The organism is Streptomyces thermoviolaceus (assembly GCF_045209695.1).
Taxonomy (GTDB): Bacteria; Actinomycetota; Actinomycetes; order Streptomycetales; family Streptomycetaceae; genus Streptomyces; species Streptomyces thermoviolaceus.
Genome location: NZ_CP109280.1, coordinates 2,848,764 through 2,865,238, shown reverse-complemented (window position 1 = coordinate 2,865,238; position 16,475 = coordinate 2,848,764). Strand labels below are relative to the sequence as shown.

15 protein-coding genes are annotated in these 16,475 nt (G+C 73.1%); 13 read left to right on the top strand and 2 right to left on the bottom strand.

Features of this window, described 5'->3' with window-relative positions; translation table 11 throughout:
• Positions 1-77: 77 nt before the first annotated feature.
• Positions 78-413: a hypothetical protein gene (locus OG899_RS12510; RefSeq protein ID WP_125498949.1), complete on the top strand. Its 336-nt coding sequence runs from the start codon at positions 78-80 to the stop codon at positions 411-413.
• Between the two features lie 141 nt (positions 414-554).
• On the opposite strand, the gene OG899_RS12505 is transcribed toward OG899_RS12510, so the two are convergent.
• Positions 555-974 (bottom strand): pyridoxamine 5'-phosphate oxidase family protein, encoded by a 420-nt coding sequence (locus tag OG899_RS12505; RefSeq protein WP_125498950.1) that lies wholly within the window; start codon positions 972-974, stop codon positions 555-557.
• Between the two features lie 132 nt (positions 975-1,106).
• On the opposite strand from OG899_RS12505, the gene clpB reads away from it, so the two are divergent.
• Positions 1,107-3,704, top strand: coding sequence for an ATP-dependent chaperone ClpB (clpB, locus tag OG899_RS12500; protein WP_125498951.1), 2,598 nt, complete (start codon positions 1,107-1,109; stop codon positions 3,702-3,704).
• A 249-nt stretch (positions 3,705-3,953) separates the two neighbouring features.
• On the top strand, positions 3,954-4,487 hold the full coding sequence (locus OG899_RS12495) for a YbjN domain-containing protein (protein WP_125498952.1): 534 nt from the start codon (positions 3,954-3,956) through the stop codon (positions 4,485-4,487).
• Positions 4,488-4,675: 188 nt separating this feature from the next.
• Here OG899_RS12495 and OG899_RS12490 read toward each other — a convergent pair whose 3' ends face one another.
• On the bottom strand, positions 4,676-5,869 hold the full coding sequence (locus tag OG899_RS12490) for a pyridoxal phosphate-dependent aminotransferase (RefSeq protein WP_125498953.1): 1,194 nt from the start codon (positions 5,867-5,869) through the stop codon (positions 4,676-4,678).
• A gap of 512 nt (positions 5,870-6,381) precedes the next feature.
• On the opposite strand from OG899_RS12490, the gene OG899_RS12485 reads away from it, so the two are divergent.
• The 10 genes from OG899_RS12485 to OG899_RS12440 all read left to right on the top strand — a co-directional run bounded on the left by OG899_RS12485 (position 6,382) and on the right by OG899_RS12440 (position 16,305).
• A complete protein-coding gene (locus OG899_RS12485; protein ID WP_125498954.1) occupies positions 6,382-6,684 on the top strand; it encodes a hypothetical protein in 303 nt (100 codons plus the stop codon).
• Positions 6,685-7,310: 626 nt separating this feature from the next.
• Positions 7,311-7,868, top strand: coding sequence for a DUF2617 family protein (locus OG899_RS12480; RefSeq protein WP_229813897.1), 558 nt, complete (start codon positions 7,311-7,313; stop codon positions 7,866-7,868).
• A 35-nt stretch (positions 7,869-7,903) separates the two neighbouring features.
• Complete coding sequence (locus tag OG899_RS12475) at positions 7,904-9,562, top strand: polyamine aminopropyltransferase (protein ID WP_125498955.1); 1,659 nt, start codon at positions 7,904-7,906, stop codon at positions 9,560-9,562.
• Positions 9,563-9,939: 377 nt separating this feature from the next.
• Positions 9,940-11,190 carry a sensor histidine kinase gene (locus OG899_RS12470; RefSeq protein ID WP_125498956.1) on the top strand — a complete coding sequence of 417 codons (1,251 nt, stop codon included), beginning with the start codon at positions 9,940-9,942 and terminating at the stop codon, positions 11,188-11,190.
• Positions 11,187-11,861 (top strand): response regulator transcription factor, encoded by a 675-nt coding sequence (locus tag OG899_RS12465; RefSeq protein ID WP_125498957.1) that lies wholly within the window; start codon positions 11,187-11,189, stop codon positions 11,859-11,861. The genes OG899_RS12470 and OG899_RS12465 overlap by 4 nt, the downstream gene beginning before the upstream one ends.
• Positions 11,862-11,922: 61 nt before the next feature.
• Complete coding sequence (locus tag OG899_RS12460) at positions 11,923-13,023, top strand: SRPBCC domain-containing protein (RefSeq protein ID WP_189427833.1); 1,101 nt, start codon at positions 11,923-11,925, stop codon at positions 13,021-13,023.
• Between the two features lie 62 nt (positions 13,024-13,085).
• Positions 13,086-13,874 carry an aldose 1-epimerase gene (locus tag OG899_RS12455; RefSeq protein WP_189427834.1) on the top strand — a complete coding sequence of 263 codons (789 nt, stop codon included), beginning with the start codon at positions 13,086-13,088 and terminating at the stop codon, positions 13,872-13,874.
• A 10-nt stretch (positions 13,875-13,884) separates the two neighbouring features.
• Complete coding sequence (gene pyrE / locus OG899_RS12450; protein WP_125498960.1) at positions 13,885-14,433, top strand: orotate phosphoribosyltransferase; 549 nt, start codon at positions 13,885-13,887, stop codon at positions 14,431-14,433.
• A 184-nt stretch (positions 14,434-14,617) separates the two neighbouring features.
• On the top strand, positions 14,618-15,649 hold the full coding sequence (fbaA, locus tag OG899_RS12445) for a class II fructose-bisphosphate aldolase (RefSeq protein WP_125498961.1): 1,032 nt from the start codon (positions 14,618-14,620) through the stop codon (positions 15,647-15,649).
• Between the two features lie 242 nt (positions 15,650-15,891).
• The gene (locus OG899_RS12440) at positions 15,892-16,305 is read left to right on the top strand and encodes a DUF3151 domain-containing protein (protein ID WP_125498962.1); all 414 of its coding nucleotides are present in this window, start codon (positions 15,892-15,894) and stop codon (positions 16,303-16,305) included.
• Positions 16,306-16,475: the final 170 nt, after the last annotated feature.

The window sequence follows — 16,475 nt, the reverse complement described above, 5'->3', positions numbered from 1 at the left end:
CAGTAAGTGGCCTGCGGCACCTGTGTCCATGGCTCCTGCGGACACTGCGGACACGGCAGACAGTTCCGGGAGCTGATGTGACCAGCCCACCGGACGACCGCTCCTTCCGGCGTGAGATGGCCACCGCCTACCGTTCCGGCTGGCACTTCATCGACCTGGTCACCGCCATCCCGCACAGCGGTGACTCGTTGATGGTGACGGTGTTCGGTGAGCCGGTCGTCGTCACGCGGGACGAGGACGGGGACGTACGGGCCTATCGGTGCCTGCGGCGGCCCCGGGGTGCGCCGCAGCCCGTGCGGTGTGCCATCCGCTATGGAATGATCTTCGTGAATCTCGACCAGCGGGACCACCGCGAGGTGGCGCGGGAACCCGCCGGTCTCCGGACCATGACAGCCACCCCCCGCAGTGCCTGACGCGATTCCCCCGTCGTAACAGATCGCTCAGGCGCTTCCCCCCGCAGCGGCGTCACCGTGACCTGAACACGGTGACGCCGCTGTCGTTCGCCCGGACGCCGGTGGGTTCCGCACCTGCCGGCGTCCGGGCGTCGTGCTTTCTCAGTCGCGGCCCAGGGCGCGGGTCAGCTCGATCTCGATCACCACGCGGTCCGGGTTCGGTGCCGGTGTGCGTCGGTAGCGCTCGGCGTACCGGCGTTCGGCCTCGGCGACCCGCTCCGGCTCGGTCCGGACGAACGCGCGCCCCTCCAGCGTGGCCCACCGCCGGCCGTCCACCTGGCACACCGCCACCGGTGCGCCCTGCTCGCCGGCCGCCCGCACATGCCGCACCTTGGCGCTCGACCGGTTGGTGATCACCCGCGCCAGGCGTGCCCCGGGGTCGTACGTCACCCCGACCGGGACCACGTGCGGGGTGCCGTCGGGGCGGAGGGTGGTCAGGGTGCACAGGTGCCGCTCCTGCCAGAAGGCGAGGTACGCCGCGTCGGGTGCGCCCGGGTCGAGGGAATACGTGCTGGTGCCCATGGGCGGGAACTTAGCCGTCGCCGCACCTCCCCGCTCGACCTTGAGTGGAATAGACTCAAGTTTGTGTATGTTGGCTGAGTCAGCAGTGGGAGACGTGGCAGACCGCTGACGCCAAGGAGGGAAGAAGCGACCGTGGACGCCGAGCTGACCAACAGGAGCCGGGACGCCCTTCAGGCGGCCGGCAACCGGGCCGTGACCGAGGGACACCCCGACCTCACCCCGGCGCACCTGCTCCTCGCCTTGCTCGAGGGTCAGGACAACGAGAACATCATCGACCTGCTGGCGGCCGTCGACGCCGACCAGGCGTCCGTCCGTGCCGGTGCCGAGCGGGTGCTGGCGTCGCTGCCCAGCGTGACCGGCTCCACGGTCGCGCCGCCCCAGCCCAACCGTGAGCTGCTGGCGGTCCTCGCGGACGCGCAGAGCCGTGCCAAGGACCTGGGCGACGAGTACCTGTCGACCGAGCACCTGCTCATCGGCATCGCCGCCAAGGGCGGCGCCGCCGGGGAGGTGCTGAAGCGGCAGGGGGCGGACGCGACGAAGCTGCAGGAGGCGTTCCAGAAGGCGAGGGGAGGGCGCCGGGTGACCACACCCGACCCCGAGGGCCAGTACAAGGCCCTGGAGAAGTTCGGTACCGACCTGACCGCGGCGGCGCGGGAGGGCCGGCTCGACCCGGTGATCGGCCGGGACCAGGAGATCCGCCGCGTGGTGCAGGTGCTCTCGCGCCGCACCAAGAACAACCCGGTCCTCATCGGCGAGCCCGGCGTCGGCAAGACCGCCGTCGTCGAGGGGCTCGCCCAGCGGATCGTCAAGGGCGACGTGCCCGAGTCCCTGAAGGACAAGCGGCTGGTCGCGCTCGATCTCGGCGCGATGGTCGCGGGCGCGAAGTACCGCGGCGAGTTCGAGGAGCGGCTGAAGACCGTGCTGTCCGAGATCAAGGAGTCGGACGGCCGGATCATCACCTTCATCGACGAGCTGCACACCGTCGTCGGCGCCGGCGCGGGCGGCGACTCCGCCATGGACGCCGGCAACATGCTCAAGCCGATGCTGGCCCGCGGCGAGCTGCGCATGGTCGGTGCGACCACGCTCGACGAGTACCGGGAGCGGATCGAGAAGGACCCCGCGCTGGAGCGGCGCTTCCAGCAGGTGCTGGTCGCCGAGCCCGGAGTGGAGGACACCATCGCGATCCTGCGCGGACTCAAGGGCCGCTACGAGGCCCACCACAAGGTGCAGATCAACGACTCCGCGCTGGTGGCCGCCGCGACCCTGTCCGACCGGTACATCACCTCCCGCTTCCTGCCGGACAAGGCGATCGACCTGGTCGACGAGGCCGCCTCCCGCCTGCGCATGGAGATCGACTCCTCGCCCGTGGAGATCGACGAGCTGCAGCGCGCGGTGGACCGGCTGCGCATGGAGGAGCTGGCCCTGGAGAAGGAGACCGACGCGCCCTCCCGCGAGCGGCTGGAGAAGCTGCGCCGCGACCTCGCCGACAAGGAGGAGGAGCTGCGCGGCCTGACCGCCCGCTGGGAGAAGGAGAAGCAGTCCCTCAACCGGGTCGGTGAGCTGAAGGAGAAGCTGGACGACCTGCGCGGCCAGGCCGAGCGCGCCCAGCGCGACGGCGACTTCGACACCGCCTCCAAGCTGCTGTACGGCGAGATCCCGGCGCTGGAGAAGGAACTGGAGGCCGCCTCGCGCGCCGAGGAGGAGGCCGCCAAGGACACCATGGTCAAGGAGGAGGTCGGCCCGGACGACATCGCCGACGTCGTCGCCTCCTGGACGGGCATCCCGGCCGGCCGGCTGCTGGAGGGCGAGACGCAGAAGCTGCTGCGCATGGAGGAGGAGATCGGCAAGCGGCTGATCGGCCAGAGCGAGGCGGTGCGCGCGGTCTCCGACGCGGTGCGCCGCAGCCGCGCCGGCATCTCCGACCCGGACCGGCCCACCGGCTCGTTCCTCTTCCTCGGCCCGACCGGTGTCGGCAAGACGGAGCTGGCCAAGGCGCTCGCCGACTTCCTCTTCGACGACGAGCGGGCCATGGTCCGCATCGACATGTCGGAGTACAGCGAGAAGCACAGCGTGGCCCGGCTGGTCGGCGCCCCGCCCGGCTACGTCGGCTACGAGGAGGGCGGCCAGCTGACGGAGGCGGTGCGCCGCCGCCCGTACAGCGTGATCCTGCTGGACGAGGTGGAGAAGGCCCACCCGGAGGTCTTCGACATCCTCCTTCAGGTCCTGGACGACGGCCGGCTGACCGACGGTCAGGGCCGCACGGTCGACTTCCGCAACACCATCCTGATCCTCACCTCCAACCTGGGCAGCCAGTTCCTGATCGACCCGATCACCAGCGAGGAGGAGAAGCGGGAGCAGGTGCTGGAGGTGGTCCGCGCCTCGTTCAAGCCGGAGTTCCTCAACCGGCTGGACGACCTGGTCGTCTTCTCCGCGCTGACCAAGCAGGAGCTGAGCCGGATCGCCAAGCTGCAGATCGACCGGCTGGCCCGGCGCCTGCACGAGCGGCGCCTGACCCTGGAGGTCACCGACGAGGCGCTGGAGTGGCTCGCCGAGGAGGGCCTGGACCCGGCCTACGGCGCCCGCCCGCTGCGCCGGCTGGTGCAGACCGCCATCGGCGACCGGCTGGCCAAGGAGATCCTGGCCGGCGAGATCAAGGACGGCGACACGGTGCGCGTCGACCGCTTCGGCGAGGGCCTGCTGGTGGGGCCGGCCACCGGCAAGACCCTGTGATCCGACCCCGTCCGCGGTGGGCCGTCACCCGTCGGGTGGCGGCCCGCGGCGTGCCGGGAGCCCGCCGCGCCGGGCGTCGTCACCGGTCGGCCCGGCTGCCGCGGACGTTCCGGTTCCGCCGGGTGGGGCCCGCGGCCACCCGTCCGGCCCGATCGTGTCAGCCGAGGGCTGACAAGCCCGTCGCGGGGCTTGCCACCCCCCTCCCCGCATGGGGGAGGATGGCAGGATCCGTACGAAGGGAAAAACACGGTGAGCATCGACCCGTCCTCGATTCCGAACTTCGGGGGTCAGCCCAATCCGCAGCCCCAAGGACCGGCGGGCCCCGTCGTCCCGGATCAGGACCTCGTGAAGCAGCTCCTGGACCAGATGGAACTCAAGCACCTGGTCGACGAGGAGGGCGACCTCGTCGCTCCGTGGGAGCAGTTCCGCACGTACTTCATGTTCCGCGGCGAGGCCGAGCAGCAGGTCTTCTCCGTGCGGACGTTCTACGACCGGCCGCACAAGATCGACGAGAAGCCGCAGCTGCTGGAGTCCATCGACGACTGGAACCGCCGCACCCTGTGGCCGAAGGTGTACACCCACACCCACGACGACGGCACCGTGCGCCTGATCGGCGAGGCGCAGATGCTCATCGGCATGGGCGTGAGCCTGGAGCACTTCGTGTCCTCGACCGTGAGCTGGGTGCGCGCCGCCATCGAGTTCGACCGGTGGCTCATCGAGCAGCTGGGCCTGGAGGGAGAGATCAACGACGCCGACCGCCCGCAGGACGACGGCGAGGCGTGACCGTGCCGCCCGCCCCGGCGCACGCGTGACGGCGACCGCACGGACACGGGCACCACACGCACACGACAGCCCGGCACCCAGGACACCGGCCCCGTGAGGCCGGCTCTTGGGGCCGGGCTGTCGTCATGCGTCATGAGCAGTGCCCGCGTCGTGCGTCACGAGCAGCGCCCGCGCGGCCGCGGGGCCGTTCACCCGTGGCGCAGGCCCGCCAGCCGCTCGGCGGCCTCCCGCAGGGTCTCCTGCCGTTTGCAGAAGGCGAACCGCACGAACGGCGCCCCCTCCTCGCGGTGGTCGTAGAAGACGGCGTTCGGGATGGCCACCACGCCGGCGCGTTCGGGCAGCGACCGGCAGAAGGCGAAGCCGTCGCTCTCCCCGAGGGGGCGGATGTCGGCGGTGACGAAATACGTGCCGGCCGGCCGGAACACCGCGAAGCCGGCCTTCTCCAGCCCCGTCGCCAGCAGATCCCGCTTGGCCCGCAGATCCTCCCGCAGCGCCGTGAAGTAGTCCTCGGGCAGGTTCAGCGCCTCGGCGATCGCGTACTGGAAGGGCCCCGACGAGACGTACGTCAGGAACTGCTTCGCCGTGCGCACCGCCGTGACCAGCGCGGGCGACGCGGTCACCCAGCCGACCTTCCACCCCGTGTACGACCATGTCTTGCCGGCCGAACTGATGGTCACGGTCCGCTCGCGCATCCCGGGCAGCGTGGCGATCGGCACATGGACGGCGTCGTCGAAGACCAGGTGCTCGTACACCTCGTCGGTGACCACCAGCAGGTCCCGCTCGACGGCCAGCTCGGCGATCGCGGCCAGCTCCTCGCGGGTGAGGACCGTCCCGGTCGGGTTGTGCGGGGTGTTGATCAGCAGCAGCCGGGTGCGGTCGGTGACGGCCGCCCGCAGCTCGTCCAGGTCCAGCCGGAACGCGCCGTCGTGCGGGCGCAGCGTCACCGGGACGCGCCGCCCGCCCGCCATCGCGATGCAGGCCGCGTACGAGTCGTAGTAGGGCTCCAGGGCGACGACCTCGTCCCCGGGTTCCACCAGGGCCAGGAGCGACGCCGCGATGGCCTCGGTGGCGCCGGCGGTGACCAGCACCTCGGTGTCCGGGTCGTACGTCAGGCCGTAGCGCCGCTGCTGGTGGGCCGCGATCGCGGTGCGCAGCTCCGGCACGCCGGGGCCCGGCGGGTACTGGTTGCCGCGTCCGTCGCGCAGCGCCCGTACCGCCGCCTCGCGGATCTCCTCGGGGCCGTCGGTGTCCGGGAACCCCTGCCCCAGGTTGATCGCCCCGGTCGCGGCGGCCAGGGCGGACATCTCTGCGAAGATCGTCGTCCCGAACGCGGCGAGCCGGCGGTTGAGGATCGGGCGTGCGCTGGAGGTCATGCCGGTCATCCTGCGCCGAAGCCGCGTGGTTCCTCAACCGTGTCCGGCCGTGTGGCGTCCATGGTCCGGTCCGAAGAGTGTTGACGTTTCGAGTGGGGGTGCCTGCCCAGTCGCCGCCCGAGCAGGCCGGCGCGTCCATCTGGGTGTGGGGGACGGCCGAGACCCTCGTGCTCCTCGCCCTGCTGATCGCCGGGTACGGGTACTCAGGCCCCCTCGCCCGTCGGCGTGCCGCCGCGGCGGCCGAGACCGCGGCGGCGGCACGGACGGGCTCGTGCACATCCAGCGCGAGGCGCGGGCGGGCTCGTGCACACGTGGCTCGACGTGCGGGCCGGCTCGTGCACACGTGGCTCGGAGACGGTGCGCGCGGGCCACGGGCCGTCGTCGCGTGCCCACCTCAGAGCTTGCTCAACCCGGCTTTGGCCGGTGACAGGGCCGGGCATCACCGCTGCACACGCCGAACGAGGCGCCCACGGGGGCGCTCCCGACGGTACTGACGGGGGAGAAGAAGGGAGCGTGACGCCATGGTGATCTCCATCGCCCTGGCGGTGCTCGCGGTGATGGTCGTGGCCGCAGGGATCGCGACGATCAGCGGGATGCGTACCAGCAGCATCGGACGGCAGAGGAAGCGGCGGCGGGCCCGGGCGTTCGGCTCCGGGGGCGCCGGCTGGTGGGCCTCCGGCGACTGGGACTGGGGCGGCGGCGACTCGTCGTCCGGCGGCCATCACGGCGGCCACCACTCGGGCGGCCACTCCTCCTGCGGCTCGTCGTGCGGCGGCGGGGGATGCGGAGGCGGCGGCGGAGGAGGCTGCGGCGGCGGCAGCTGACCCGGAAGCCGGAAGCCGGGGGAGGGGTCCGGTCCTCGGTCCGGTGGGCCCGGTCCTGCGCGGACGGGCCACCGGGCCGAGGGGGACGGAAGCCCGAGAAGGCGGATCCGGGCCGAGGGGGACGGAAGCCCGGGGAGCGGATCCGGGCCGAGGGGGACGGAAGCCCGGGGAGCGGATCCGGGCCGAGGAGGCCGCAAGCCCGAGGAAGCGGACCCGGGCGAGGTGCCATCGAGGTCAACGAGGGTGCTGTACACGGCTGTTGCGTGTTCGGACATGGGCATGGACCCGGCGGATCCGGGTCCTTGTGCGCCGTGGGCGCTCGAAGAGGTGCGCCGGAGCGCTCGGTTTGTGCGCGCCCTGGTGTGGTGTCCTCGCGCGCCCTGGCGCGCGCCGTTGTTGAACAGTTGAGCACATAAGCCCTCTGAGGGATGTAAACCTCCCGGACTTGGGTAAAAACGCTGTGGAGACTAGGCCGTTCGTGGTTGGCTTTTGAAGCGCCGACGCAGCCCCAGGGCGTTCTGCTCATCATCTCTTCGAACCGGACCGACCGGGCTGTCCGCCCTGAGTCGACCGGGGCGCGCCGGCCCGACTCGCCTTCTCTCTTTGCGTGCTAGCGGAGCCGATCCATGCTCACGACCCTCACCACCTCCTACACCGACACCCGCGCCGCGGACCTCGCCTGGGCCCTGGGGCGCGAGCCGCTGCCCGCACTGGCCACCCTCGACCTCGAACTGTCGGGCGCACGACTGCAGTTGCGGCTGCTCGGCGCCTCCCACCAGGTCCTCCTGGAGGAGCCGTGGGGCACCTGTTCGGAGACCGTCGCATGCATCCCGGGATCCAGCACGCCCCTGCCGCTGGGGGTCGCCAAGCGGGTCGGCGACTGGGAGTACGAGTTCGCGGCCCGGGTGGAGGTGCTCTCGCCCGGGTCGTTCGCCGGACGCGCCCAGGAGCTGCTGGCCCTCGTCTCCGACCATCCCCACGGACTGGCCGGTGTCTTCCCGGGCAGCCCGCACGCCTTCACCGCCATGCTGGCGCAGCGTCAGGAGGGTCAGGTGCACTGGCGCACCTGGCACGCCTACCCGCAGGACGGTCAGCTGGTCGCCACCCGCACGCGGGTGGTGACCAGCGCCGGCACCACACCACCCGCGTACACCGGTAGCCACTCGTTTCACGCGTGTGGGTGACGAAGCGTGCCCCTCCACTGACGTACCGTCGCACCGTGATCGAACCGCGCGCCCCGGCCCCGCCCCGCTCGGCCCCGCCCCCCGTGGCGGCGTCCGCCGCGAGCGGTGCGGCGAAGCTGCCCGTGCGCCCGGCCACCGGTCGGTTCCTCGTCCTGGCCGGCGTCTTCGTCTGCGCCGCCTGCGGACTCGTCTACGAGCTCGAACTCGTCGCTCTCGCCTCGTACTTGATCGGCGACTCGGTCACCCAGGCCTCCGTGGTGCTGTCGGTGATGGTGTTCGCGATGGGCATCGGCTCGCTCGCCGCCAAGCGGCTGCGCCGCCACGCCGCCACCGGTTTCGCCGCCATCGAGGCGACGCTCGCACTGGTCGGCGGGTGCAGTGCGATGGCGCTGTACGCGGCCTTCGCCTGGACCGCCGGCTGGGGCGGGGTGTGGTCGAACGGACCGCGCGGGCTGCTGGTCGCCTTCTCCCTCACCATCGGCCTGCTCATCGGCGCCGAAGTGCCGCTGCTGATGGAGCTGATCCAGCGCATCCGCCGGCAGGACGCGGGCGGTGCGGTCGCCGACCTGTTCGCGGCCGACTACGTCGGCGCGCTCGTCGGCGGGCTCGCCTTCCCCTTCCTGCTGCTGCCGCTGCTGGGCCAGCTCACCGGCGCGCTGCTGACCGGCGCGGTCAACGTCGTCGCCGGCGGCTCGCTGGTGCTCGGCCTGTTCCGGTGGGACCTGACCCGGCGCGCCCGGTGGACGCTGACCGTCGCCAACCTCACCGTGCTCGGCCTGCTCGCCACCGGTGCCGTCCTCGTCGGCGACTTCGAACACGCCGCACGGCACGCGGTCTACGGCGCCGACGTCCGGGTGGCGCTGCAGAGCGACGTCCAGGAGATCGTCGTGTCCGGCGGCACCCACGGCCGTCCGTTCCATCTCTTCCTCGACGGCCGGCTGCGCGTCGACGGCCGGGACGAGCGCCGCTATCACGAGGCCCTGGTGCATCCGGCGATGGCCGGGCCGCACGCGCGCGTGCTGATCCTCGGCGGCGGCGACGGACTCGCCGCCCGCGAGGTGCTGCGCCACCCCGGGGTGCGGCGCGTGGACGTGGTCGACCTCGACCCGGCCGTCGTCCGCCTGGCCCGCACCGACCCCGCGCTCACCCGGCTCAACGGCCACTCCTACGACGACCCGCGGGTCCACACCGTCTGCACCGACGCCTTCGCCTGGCTGCGCACCGCACCCCGGGCGGCCTACGACGTGGTGATCGAGGACCTGCCCGACCCCGGGATCACGGACAGCACCAAGCTGTACGCGCAGGAGTTCTACGGTCTGGCCCGGCGCGCACTGACCCCTGAGGGCCGGCTCGTCGTGCACGCCGGTCCGGTCGCCACCCGGCGGCGCACCTACTGGACGGTGGAGACGACCGTCCGGGCGGCCGGACTGCACACCCGGCCCTACCGCGTGGACGGACGCAACTCCCCGTATGCGGCGGGCCCCGACCGCACCCGAGGCACCGACCGGGCCGCCCGCGACTGGGGTTTCGTCCTCGCCGCGCGCACGCCCCCGCGGCTCGCCCTGGACCCCGCGGCCCCGCGTCCGCGCACCCTGACCGCGGCCTCGCTCGCCGAGGACGCCCGCGCCGCACAGCGCACCAGGATCACCGGCCTGCCGGCCTCCACCCTGGTGCACCCCCGGTACGCCGGTTGACCACGGCCGGTCGATCCACAGCTGAGGAAACGTCACGGTGGGCGGCGCCGCACGGCGATGGCCCGTCCCTGCCACCCCCCGGAGCGAGACGGGCCACCGTACCTGCCGGGGCGCTCCCCCTGCTGTTTCCGCACGGACCCCGGTTGCTCGGCGAAGCTCCCCCGTACCGCGGGCCCGTGTCCCCCGTGTTCTTCCTGTCCGGCGGCGTCGTCTCCCTCGCGCCGCCGCGGCCACGGTACGGGCGACGGCGCGGCGGCGGAATCCGTCACCGGGTCGATCTCCTCGTGCACCCTCGCGGTACGCCGCGGCTCGACTCCACCCAGCGCAGTACCCCACAGGGTGGACGCCGCGTCGGGCACAGGGTTTACGCTGCGGCGATGCGGTTGCACGCCCGCGCGGCCGACGGCCTGACGGCGCTGGCCCCGGCCGCCGTCGCCTGTCTGCTCGGCGCCGAGGCCGCCACCCAGGGATGGCCCCCGCTGGACGCGCCCGGCTGGACGCTGGTCGCCCTGGCCAATCTGCCGCTGGTCCTGCGCGGCCGGGCTCCGGTCGCCGTGTTCCTCTTCGTCCGTCTGTGCTGGGCCGTCTATGTGTCGCTCGGCCACTGGCCGGTGGTGAACTCCCCGGCCGCCATGGTGGCCTTCTACACGGTGGCCGTCGCCCGCCCCACCCGGATCACCGCCGGGTGCGCCGCCCTGCTCGGCGGGGTGTGGGTCTACGCCGGGGCGGTCAGCGACTCGGACGCGATGCCGGCCGTGGTCGGCCAGGCGATCGCCTATCCGCTGGTGATCTGGCGGTTCGGGCACAGCGCCCGGCGCACCGCCGAGCTGACCGAGCGGCTGCGCGCCGAGCAGGCCGAACGGGCGCGGCGCGAGGTCGCCGAAGAACGGGTCCGCATCGCCCGCGAGCTGCACGACGTCATCGCCCACCACATCGCCGTCATCAACGTCCAGGCGGGCCTCGCCCGGTACGTCGTCGACTCCGACACCCGCACCGCGCGCGAGGCGCTCGGCGTCATCGGCACCACCAGCGGCGAGGCGCTGACCGAACTGCGGCGCATGCTCGGCCTGCTGCGCGCGGACGAAGCGGCCGGCGAGACACGCAAGGACGACCCGGCCGGGGAGACGGGCCACCGCGGCCCAGGGGCACCGGAGACGGCCGCCGAGAGCGGAGCCGCTGCGGAGCCCGCGCCCGGCCTGGACCGGCTGCACGACATGATCGACCGGATCCGCGCGGGCGGCGTGCGGGTCGAGGTCACGGTGGAGGGCGAGCCGCGGCCGCTGCCGTCCGGGGTGCAGCTGTGCGTGTACCGGGTGGTGCAGGAGGCCCTGACCAATGTGCTCAAACACGCCCACGGCGCCCGCGCCGCCGTGCGGCTGGTCTACCGCGCCGACGAGGTGGAGGCGACGGTCATCGACGACGGAGGCCCCGAGCGGCACCGGAAGGAGCCGGATCCGGCCAGATCGGCGCCGACCACCGGTCACGGCTTGATCGGGATGCGTGAGCGCGCCAAGCTCTACGGCGGGACGATCGTCGTCGGCCCGCGTCCGGGGGGCGGATTCGGCGTGCATCTGACTCTGCCGGCGCCGCAGCGGTGCGCACGCCGGGAAGACACCGTCACGGAATGATCAAAGTCCTGGTGACCGACGACCAGTTCCTGGTGCGCAGCGGGCTGGTCGCGTTGTTGCGCGCCGCCCCCGGCATGGAGGTCGTCGGGGAGGCGGCGGACGGCGCCGAGGCGGTGGAGCTGGCCGCGAAGACCCGGCCGGACGTCGTGCTGATGGACATCAGGATGCCCGGCATGACCGGCATCGAGGCGACCCGCGCGATCCTGGCCGAGGCGGACGGCCCCGCGCCGCGCGTGCTCGTCCTGACCACCTTCGACCTCGACGAGTACGTGTACGGCGCGCTGCGCGCCGGGGCGTCCGGGTTCCTGCTGAAGGACGCGGGCCCCGAACGGCTGCTCGCGGCGGTGACCGCCGTGCACAACGGCGACTGCCTGTTCGCGCCCGGCATCACCCGCCGACTGGTGGAGGCCTTCACCCGGCGCACCGAGGACTCCTCGGCGCGTGCCGCCCCGCCGGCCGCGCTCGGCGCCCTGACCGGCCGGGAGGCCGAGGTCCTCGGGCTGGTCGCGCGCGGCCTGACCAATGCCGAGGTCGCCGACCGCCTGAGCATCAGCGAGGCCACGGTCAAGACCCACCTGAACCGCACGATGACCAAGCTCGGCCTGACCAGCCGGGCCCAGGCGGTCGTGGTGGCCTACGAGTCGGGGCTGGTGCGGCCGGGCGACAGATGACCGCGGCCGGGTCCGTCCGGAGGGGGGTAATCCGTGCCGTCACTGGGTAACCTCGGCTGACATGGAGCACGAGGTGTTCGTTCCGGTCCCGGCCCAGCGGCTGCGGGCGGCGCTCGCCGACCCCGTCCAGGTGGCCCGGGCGGTCCCCGGCTTCCAGCAGGAGGAGGACGCCGAGCCCGTCACCGGGCGCCTGCGGCTGCGCATCGGCGGCACCTCCATCACCTACCGCGGCACCCTGCGCCTGACGGGCCGCGACGACGGCGACGTCCACGCCGAGGGCGAGGCGGCGGAGGCCCGCGGCGCCGGCACCGTCAAGCTCGCGCTGCGGTTGAGCGTCCGCGGCACCGACGGCGGCTCGGTGCTCGCCGTCGACGGCACCGTCTCGGCCGGCGGGCGGATCACCGAGCTGGACTCCGAGGTGGTGCGGGCCGCCGTCCTGCGGCTGCTGAACCGTTTCGCGGACCACCTCGGCACCGGGGCGGACCGGTCGCACGACAGCGGCGGGACCGCCCAGTCTTCGGCCACCGAGGACGTCGCCCCACTGGCGACGGGAGACTTCGAGGCCGGCCCGGACGCGGACGACGCCCCGGTCCCGCCGCAGGCCGACGCGACCGACGCGAAGGCCTCTGCGCAGTCGGCCTCCGAGCAGCCGTCCGCCGAGGAGCCGTCCTCCGAGGAGCAGTCCTCCGAGCAGCCGTCCTCCGAGGAACCGTCCTCCGGCGGGAGCGACGGGAGCTACGAGACCGCCGAGCCGGGAGCAGCCGACACCGGCCGGCCGGAAGCCGCCGACACCGCCGAGCCGGGTCGTGCCGGCACCTCCGAGACCACCGAGCACGTCTCCGTCTTCGACACCGAGATCCCGCCGTCCTCCCTCGACCCGCTCGCCGACGACGACGACCTCGACGACCTCGACGACAGCGACGCCACCGGCGCCGGCGAGGGGGGCGCGCAGCCGCCCGCCGAGGCGGCGCACGCCCGGCGCACGATGATCGGGCGCAGCGCGGAGGAGGTCGATCACGCCCCGCCGCGCGGCCGTTACGCCCCCGTGCCCGCGCCGCTCACCGTCTCCACCAGCTCCCCGCTGCGCTGGGCGGCGCCCGCCGCCGCCCTGGTGGTGGCGGGCGCGATCGTCGTCGGCCGGGCCGTCCGGCGCCGCCGGTGACCCAGCCCGGCGGCCGCCTGCGCCGCCGGGCCCGCTGTGCACCGGACCAGTAGCCTCGTCGCGTGAGCAACGAAGAGATCACGCTGACCGCGGGCGACGCGGAGGCGACCGTCCGGCCGGACAACGGGGGCCGTATCGCCGGGCTCCGGGTGGGCGGCCTGGAACTGCTGCGTCAGGGCGAGCGGTACGGCTGTTTCCCGATGGTTCCCTGGTGCGGCCGGACCCGCGACGGCCGGTTCCGTGACGGCGGCACGGTGCACCAGATGCCGCTCAACTCCCCGCCGCACGCCATCCACGGCACCGCCCGCGACGCCGCGTGGGACACCGCCCGGGTCACCGCGAACGAGGCGGTGCTCACCTACGACCTCGTCGACCCCTGGCCCTACCCGGGCCGCGTCACCCAGGTGATCACTCTGACCGAGGACTCGCTGACGCTGACGATGTCCGTCGAGCCGCGCGGGTCCAGCTTCCCGGCGCAGATCGGCTGGCACCCGTGGTTCAACCGGAACCTCGGCGGCAAGGACGTCCGCCTGGACTTCGAGCCCGCCTGGCAGGAGGAGCGCGGTGCCGACCACCTGCCCACCGGCCGGCGCATCGACCCGCAGCCCGGACCGTGGGACGACTGCTTCGGCATGCCCGAGGGCGTCGACGTCACCGTGACCTGGCCCGGGCAGCTCCAGCTGCGGGTGACCAGCCCGGAGAAGTGGGTCGTCGTCTACGACGAGCAGGAGGCCGCGGTGTGCGTGGAGCCGCAGACCGGCCCGCCCGACGGCCTGAACACCTGCCCGCGTCTGGTCACGCTTCTGGAGCCGCTGGAGGCCACGACGACCTGGACCTGGCGTGCCGCATAAGCTGGCCGGCATGAGCGACGTTCGCGGCGAGCTGCTGCAGCAGATCAAGGACAAGGCCGTGGTGCACGGCAAGGTGACCCTGTCGTCGGGGCTCGAGGCCGACTACTACGTCGACCTGCGCCGCATCACCCTGGACGGCACGGCGGCCCCGCTCGTCGGCCAGGTGCTGCTCGATCTGACCGCGGACCTGGAGTACGACGCGGTCGGCGGGCTGACCATGGGCGCCGACCCGGTCGCCGCCGCGATGCTGCACGCGGCCGCCGCGCGCGGGCGCACACTGGACGCGTTCGTGGTGCGCAAGGCGGCCAAGGCGCACGGGTTGCAGCGGCGGGTGGAGGGCCCGGACATCGCCGGCCGCCGCGTCCTGGTCGTGGAGGACACCTCCACCACCGGAGGCTCCCCGCTCACCGCGGTCGAGGCGGTGCGCGAGGCGGGCGCCGAGGTGGTCGCGGTGGCGACGATCGTGGACCGGGCCACGGGGGCCGCGGAGAAGATCCGTCAGACCGCCGGGGTGCCGTATCTGTTCGCGTACTCGAAGGACGAGCTGGGGCTGGACTGAGCCGGATCCCGCGCGCGGGCGCACGGGTCGCGCGGGCTTCCACCGCGCCGACCCACTTGTCCACGGCTTGGACGAGGTGTCCGAAGGTTCCGGGATCTTCTGCGAAGATGGGGCCGACGATGACGTCCCCCAGGTCTAGGTCAGGGCCGTAAGCACAACACCCCGCACATAGAGGAGCGGACAGATGCCCATCGCAACCCCCGAGGTCTACAACGAGATGCTCGACCGGGCGAAGGCAGGCAAGTTCGCCTACCCGGCCATCAACGTGACGTCGTCGCAGACCCTGAACGCGGCCCTGCGCGGCTTCGCCGAGGCGGAGAGCGACGGCATCGTGCAGATCTCCACGGGCGGTGCCGAGTTCCTCGGTGGCCAGTACAGCAAGGACATGGTCACCGGCGCCGTGGCCCTGGCCGAGTACGCGCACGTCCTCGCCGAGAAGTACCCGGTGAACGTCGCGCTGCACACCGACCACTGCCCGAAGGACAAGCTCGACGGGTACGTCCGGCCGCTGCTGGCGATCTCCGAGGAGCGCGTGAAGTCCGGCAAGAACCCGCTGTTCCAGTCCCACATGTGGGACGGCTCCGCGGAGACCCTGGCCGACAACCTGGAGATCGCCCAGGAGCTGCTGGCCCGCACCTCCGCCGCCCGGATCATCCTCGAGGTCGAGATCACCCCGACCGGCGGCGAGGAGGACGGCGTCTCCCACGAGATCAACGACAAGCTGTACACCACGGTCGAGGACGCGATCCGCACCGCGGAGGCCCTCGGCCTCGGCGACAAGGGCCGCTACCTGCTGGCCGCCTCCTTCGGCAACGTCCACGGCGTGTACAAGCCGGGCAACGTGGTGCTCCGTCCCGAGCTGCTCAAGGAGCTGAACGAGGGCGTCGCCGCCAAGTTCGGCCGCCCGGCCGACAGCAAGCCGTTCGACTTCGTCTTCCACGGCGGTTCCGGCTCCACCCTGGAGGAGATCCACACCGCGCTGGAGAACGGCGTGGTGAAGATGAACATCGACACGGACACCCAGTACGCCTTCACCCGCCCGGTCGCCGACCACATGTTCAAGAACTACGACGGCGTGCTGAAGGTCGACGGCGAGGTCGGCTCGAAGAAGGCCTACGACCCGCGCACCTGGGGCAAGCTCGCCGAGGCCTCCATGGCCCGGCGTGTGGTCGAGGCCTGCCGGCACCTGCGCTCGGCCGGCTCGAAGATCAAGTAAGGCGCCTGAGCGCGGTCACGCCGGTCGCCCGCCGAGGCGACGGCGTCATCGCCTCACCCGGGGCCCGGCACGCACCGCGCGTGCCGGGCCCCGGTGCGTGTCCGCCGCCGGGCCCCGGTGTGCGTCCGGGCGCCCGGCGCGCCGCGCTCGCGCGTCCCCGCATGCCCGCGTCCCCGGGTGCCCGCGTGCCCGTGGCGGACCGTCCGCGCCGCGATCCAGCGGTGATCGAGCAGACTGGGACCATGACGCTTCACGAGAATCTGCTGGGCGGTCCGCCCCCCACCCACCTGCCCGACGACCCGGAGCCCCGCACCCTGCTCGCCCAGGGCACCCCGCCCGCCGAGGTCGCCTCCCGTCACCCGGCGTCCTCGCTGGCCTGGGCGCAGCTCGCCGAGGACGCCCTGGAGCGGGGCGCGGCCGTGGAGGCGTACGCCTACGCCCGGACCGGCTACCACCGCGGCCTGGACGCCCTGCGCCGCAACGGCTGGAAGGGGCACGGCCCGGTGCCCTGGGAGCACGAGCCGAACCGCGGTTTCCTGCGCGCCCTGCACGCGCTGGCGCGTGCCGCCCAGGCGATCGGTGAGCAGGACGAGTACGAGCGCTGCACCCAGTTCCTGAAGGACTCCTCGGAGACGGCCGCCCGCACCCTGGGCTGATCCCCGCCGCGCACGTCGGATCCTGCGCCCGTCGGAGCACGACGGCCCGCCCGGCCCGTCCGGGCGGGCCTTGCGATCCCCGGGGATGCTGCGCAGGATGCGGGTGGGGACCGGGGCCCCCGTGCCGGCATCGGCAGGGGCGGACCGCTACCCGGAGTACAGCAGGAGAC

Bases quoted from the DNA above. Each gene is read 5' to 3' on its own strand.
- OG899_RS12505 (WP_125498950.1), bottom strand. From the start codon at position 974: ATGGGCACCAGCACGTATTCCCTCGACCCGGGCGCACCCGACGCGGCG.
- OG899_RS12490 (WP_125498953.1), bottom strand. From the start codon at position 5,869: ATGACCGGCATGACCTCCAGCGCACGCCCGATCCTCAACCGCCGGCTC.
- OG899_RS12485 (WP_125498954.1), top strand. From the start codon at position 6,382: ATGGTGATCTCCATCGCCCTGGCGGTGCTCGCGGTGATGGTCGTGGCC.
- OG899_RS12480 (WP_229813897.1), top strand. From the start codon at position 7,311: ATGCTCACGACCCTCACCACCTCCTACACCGACACCCGCGCCGCGGAC.
- OG899_RS12470 (WP_125498956.1), top strand. From the start codon at position 9,940: ATGCGGTTGCACGCCCGCGCGGCCGACGGCCTGACGGCGCTGGCCCCG.
- OG899_RS12465 (WP_125498957.1), top strand. From the start codon at position 11,187: ATGATCAAAGTCCTGGTGACCGACGACCAGTTCCTGGTGCGCAGCGGG.
- OG899_RS12460 (WP_189427833.1), top strand. From the start codon at position 11,923: ATGGAGCACGAGGTGTTCGTTCCGGTCCCGGCCCAGCGGCTGCGGGCG.
- pyrE (WP_125498960.1), top strand. From the start codon at position 13,885: ATGAGCGACGTTCGCGGCGAGCTGCTGCAGCAGATCAAGGACAAGGCC.
- fbaA (WP_125498961.1), top strand. From the start codon at position 14,618: ATGCCCATCGCAACCCCCGAGGTCTACAACGAGATGCTCGACCGGGCG.
- OG899_RS12440 (WP_125498962.1), top strand. From the start codon at position 15,892: ATGACGCTTCACGAGAATCTGCTGGGCGGTCCGCCCCCCACCCACCTG.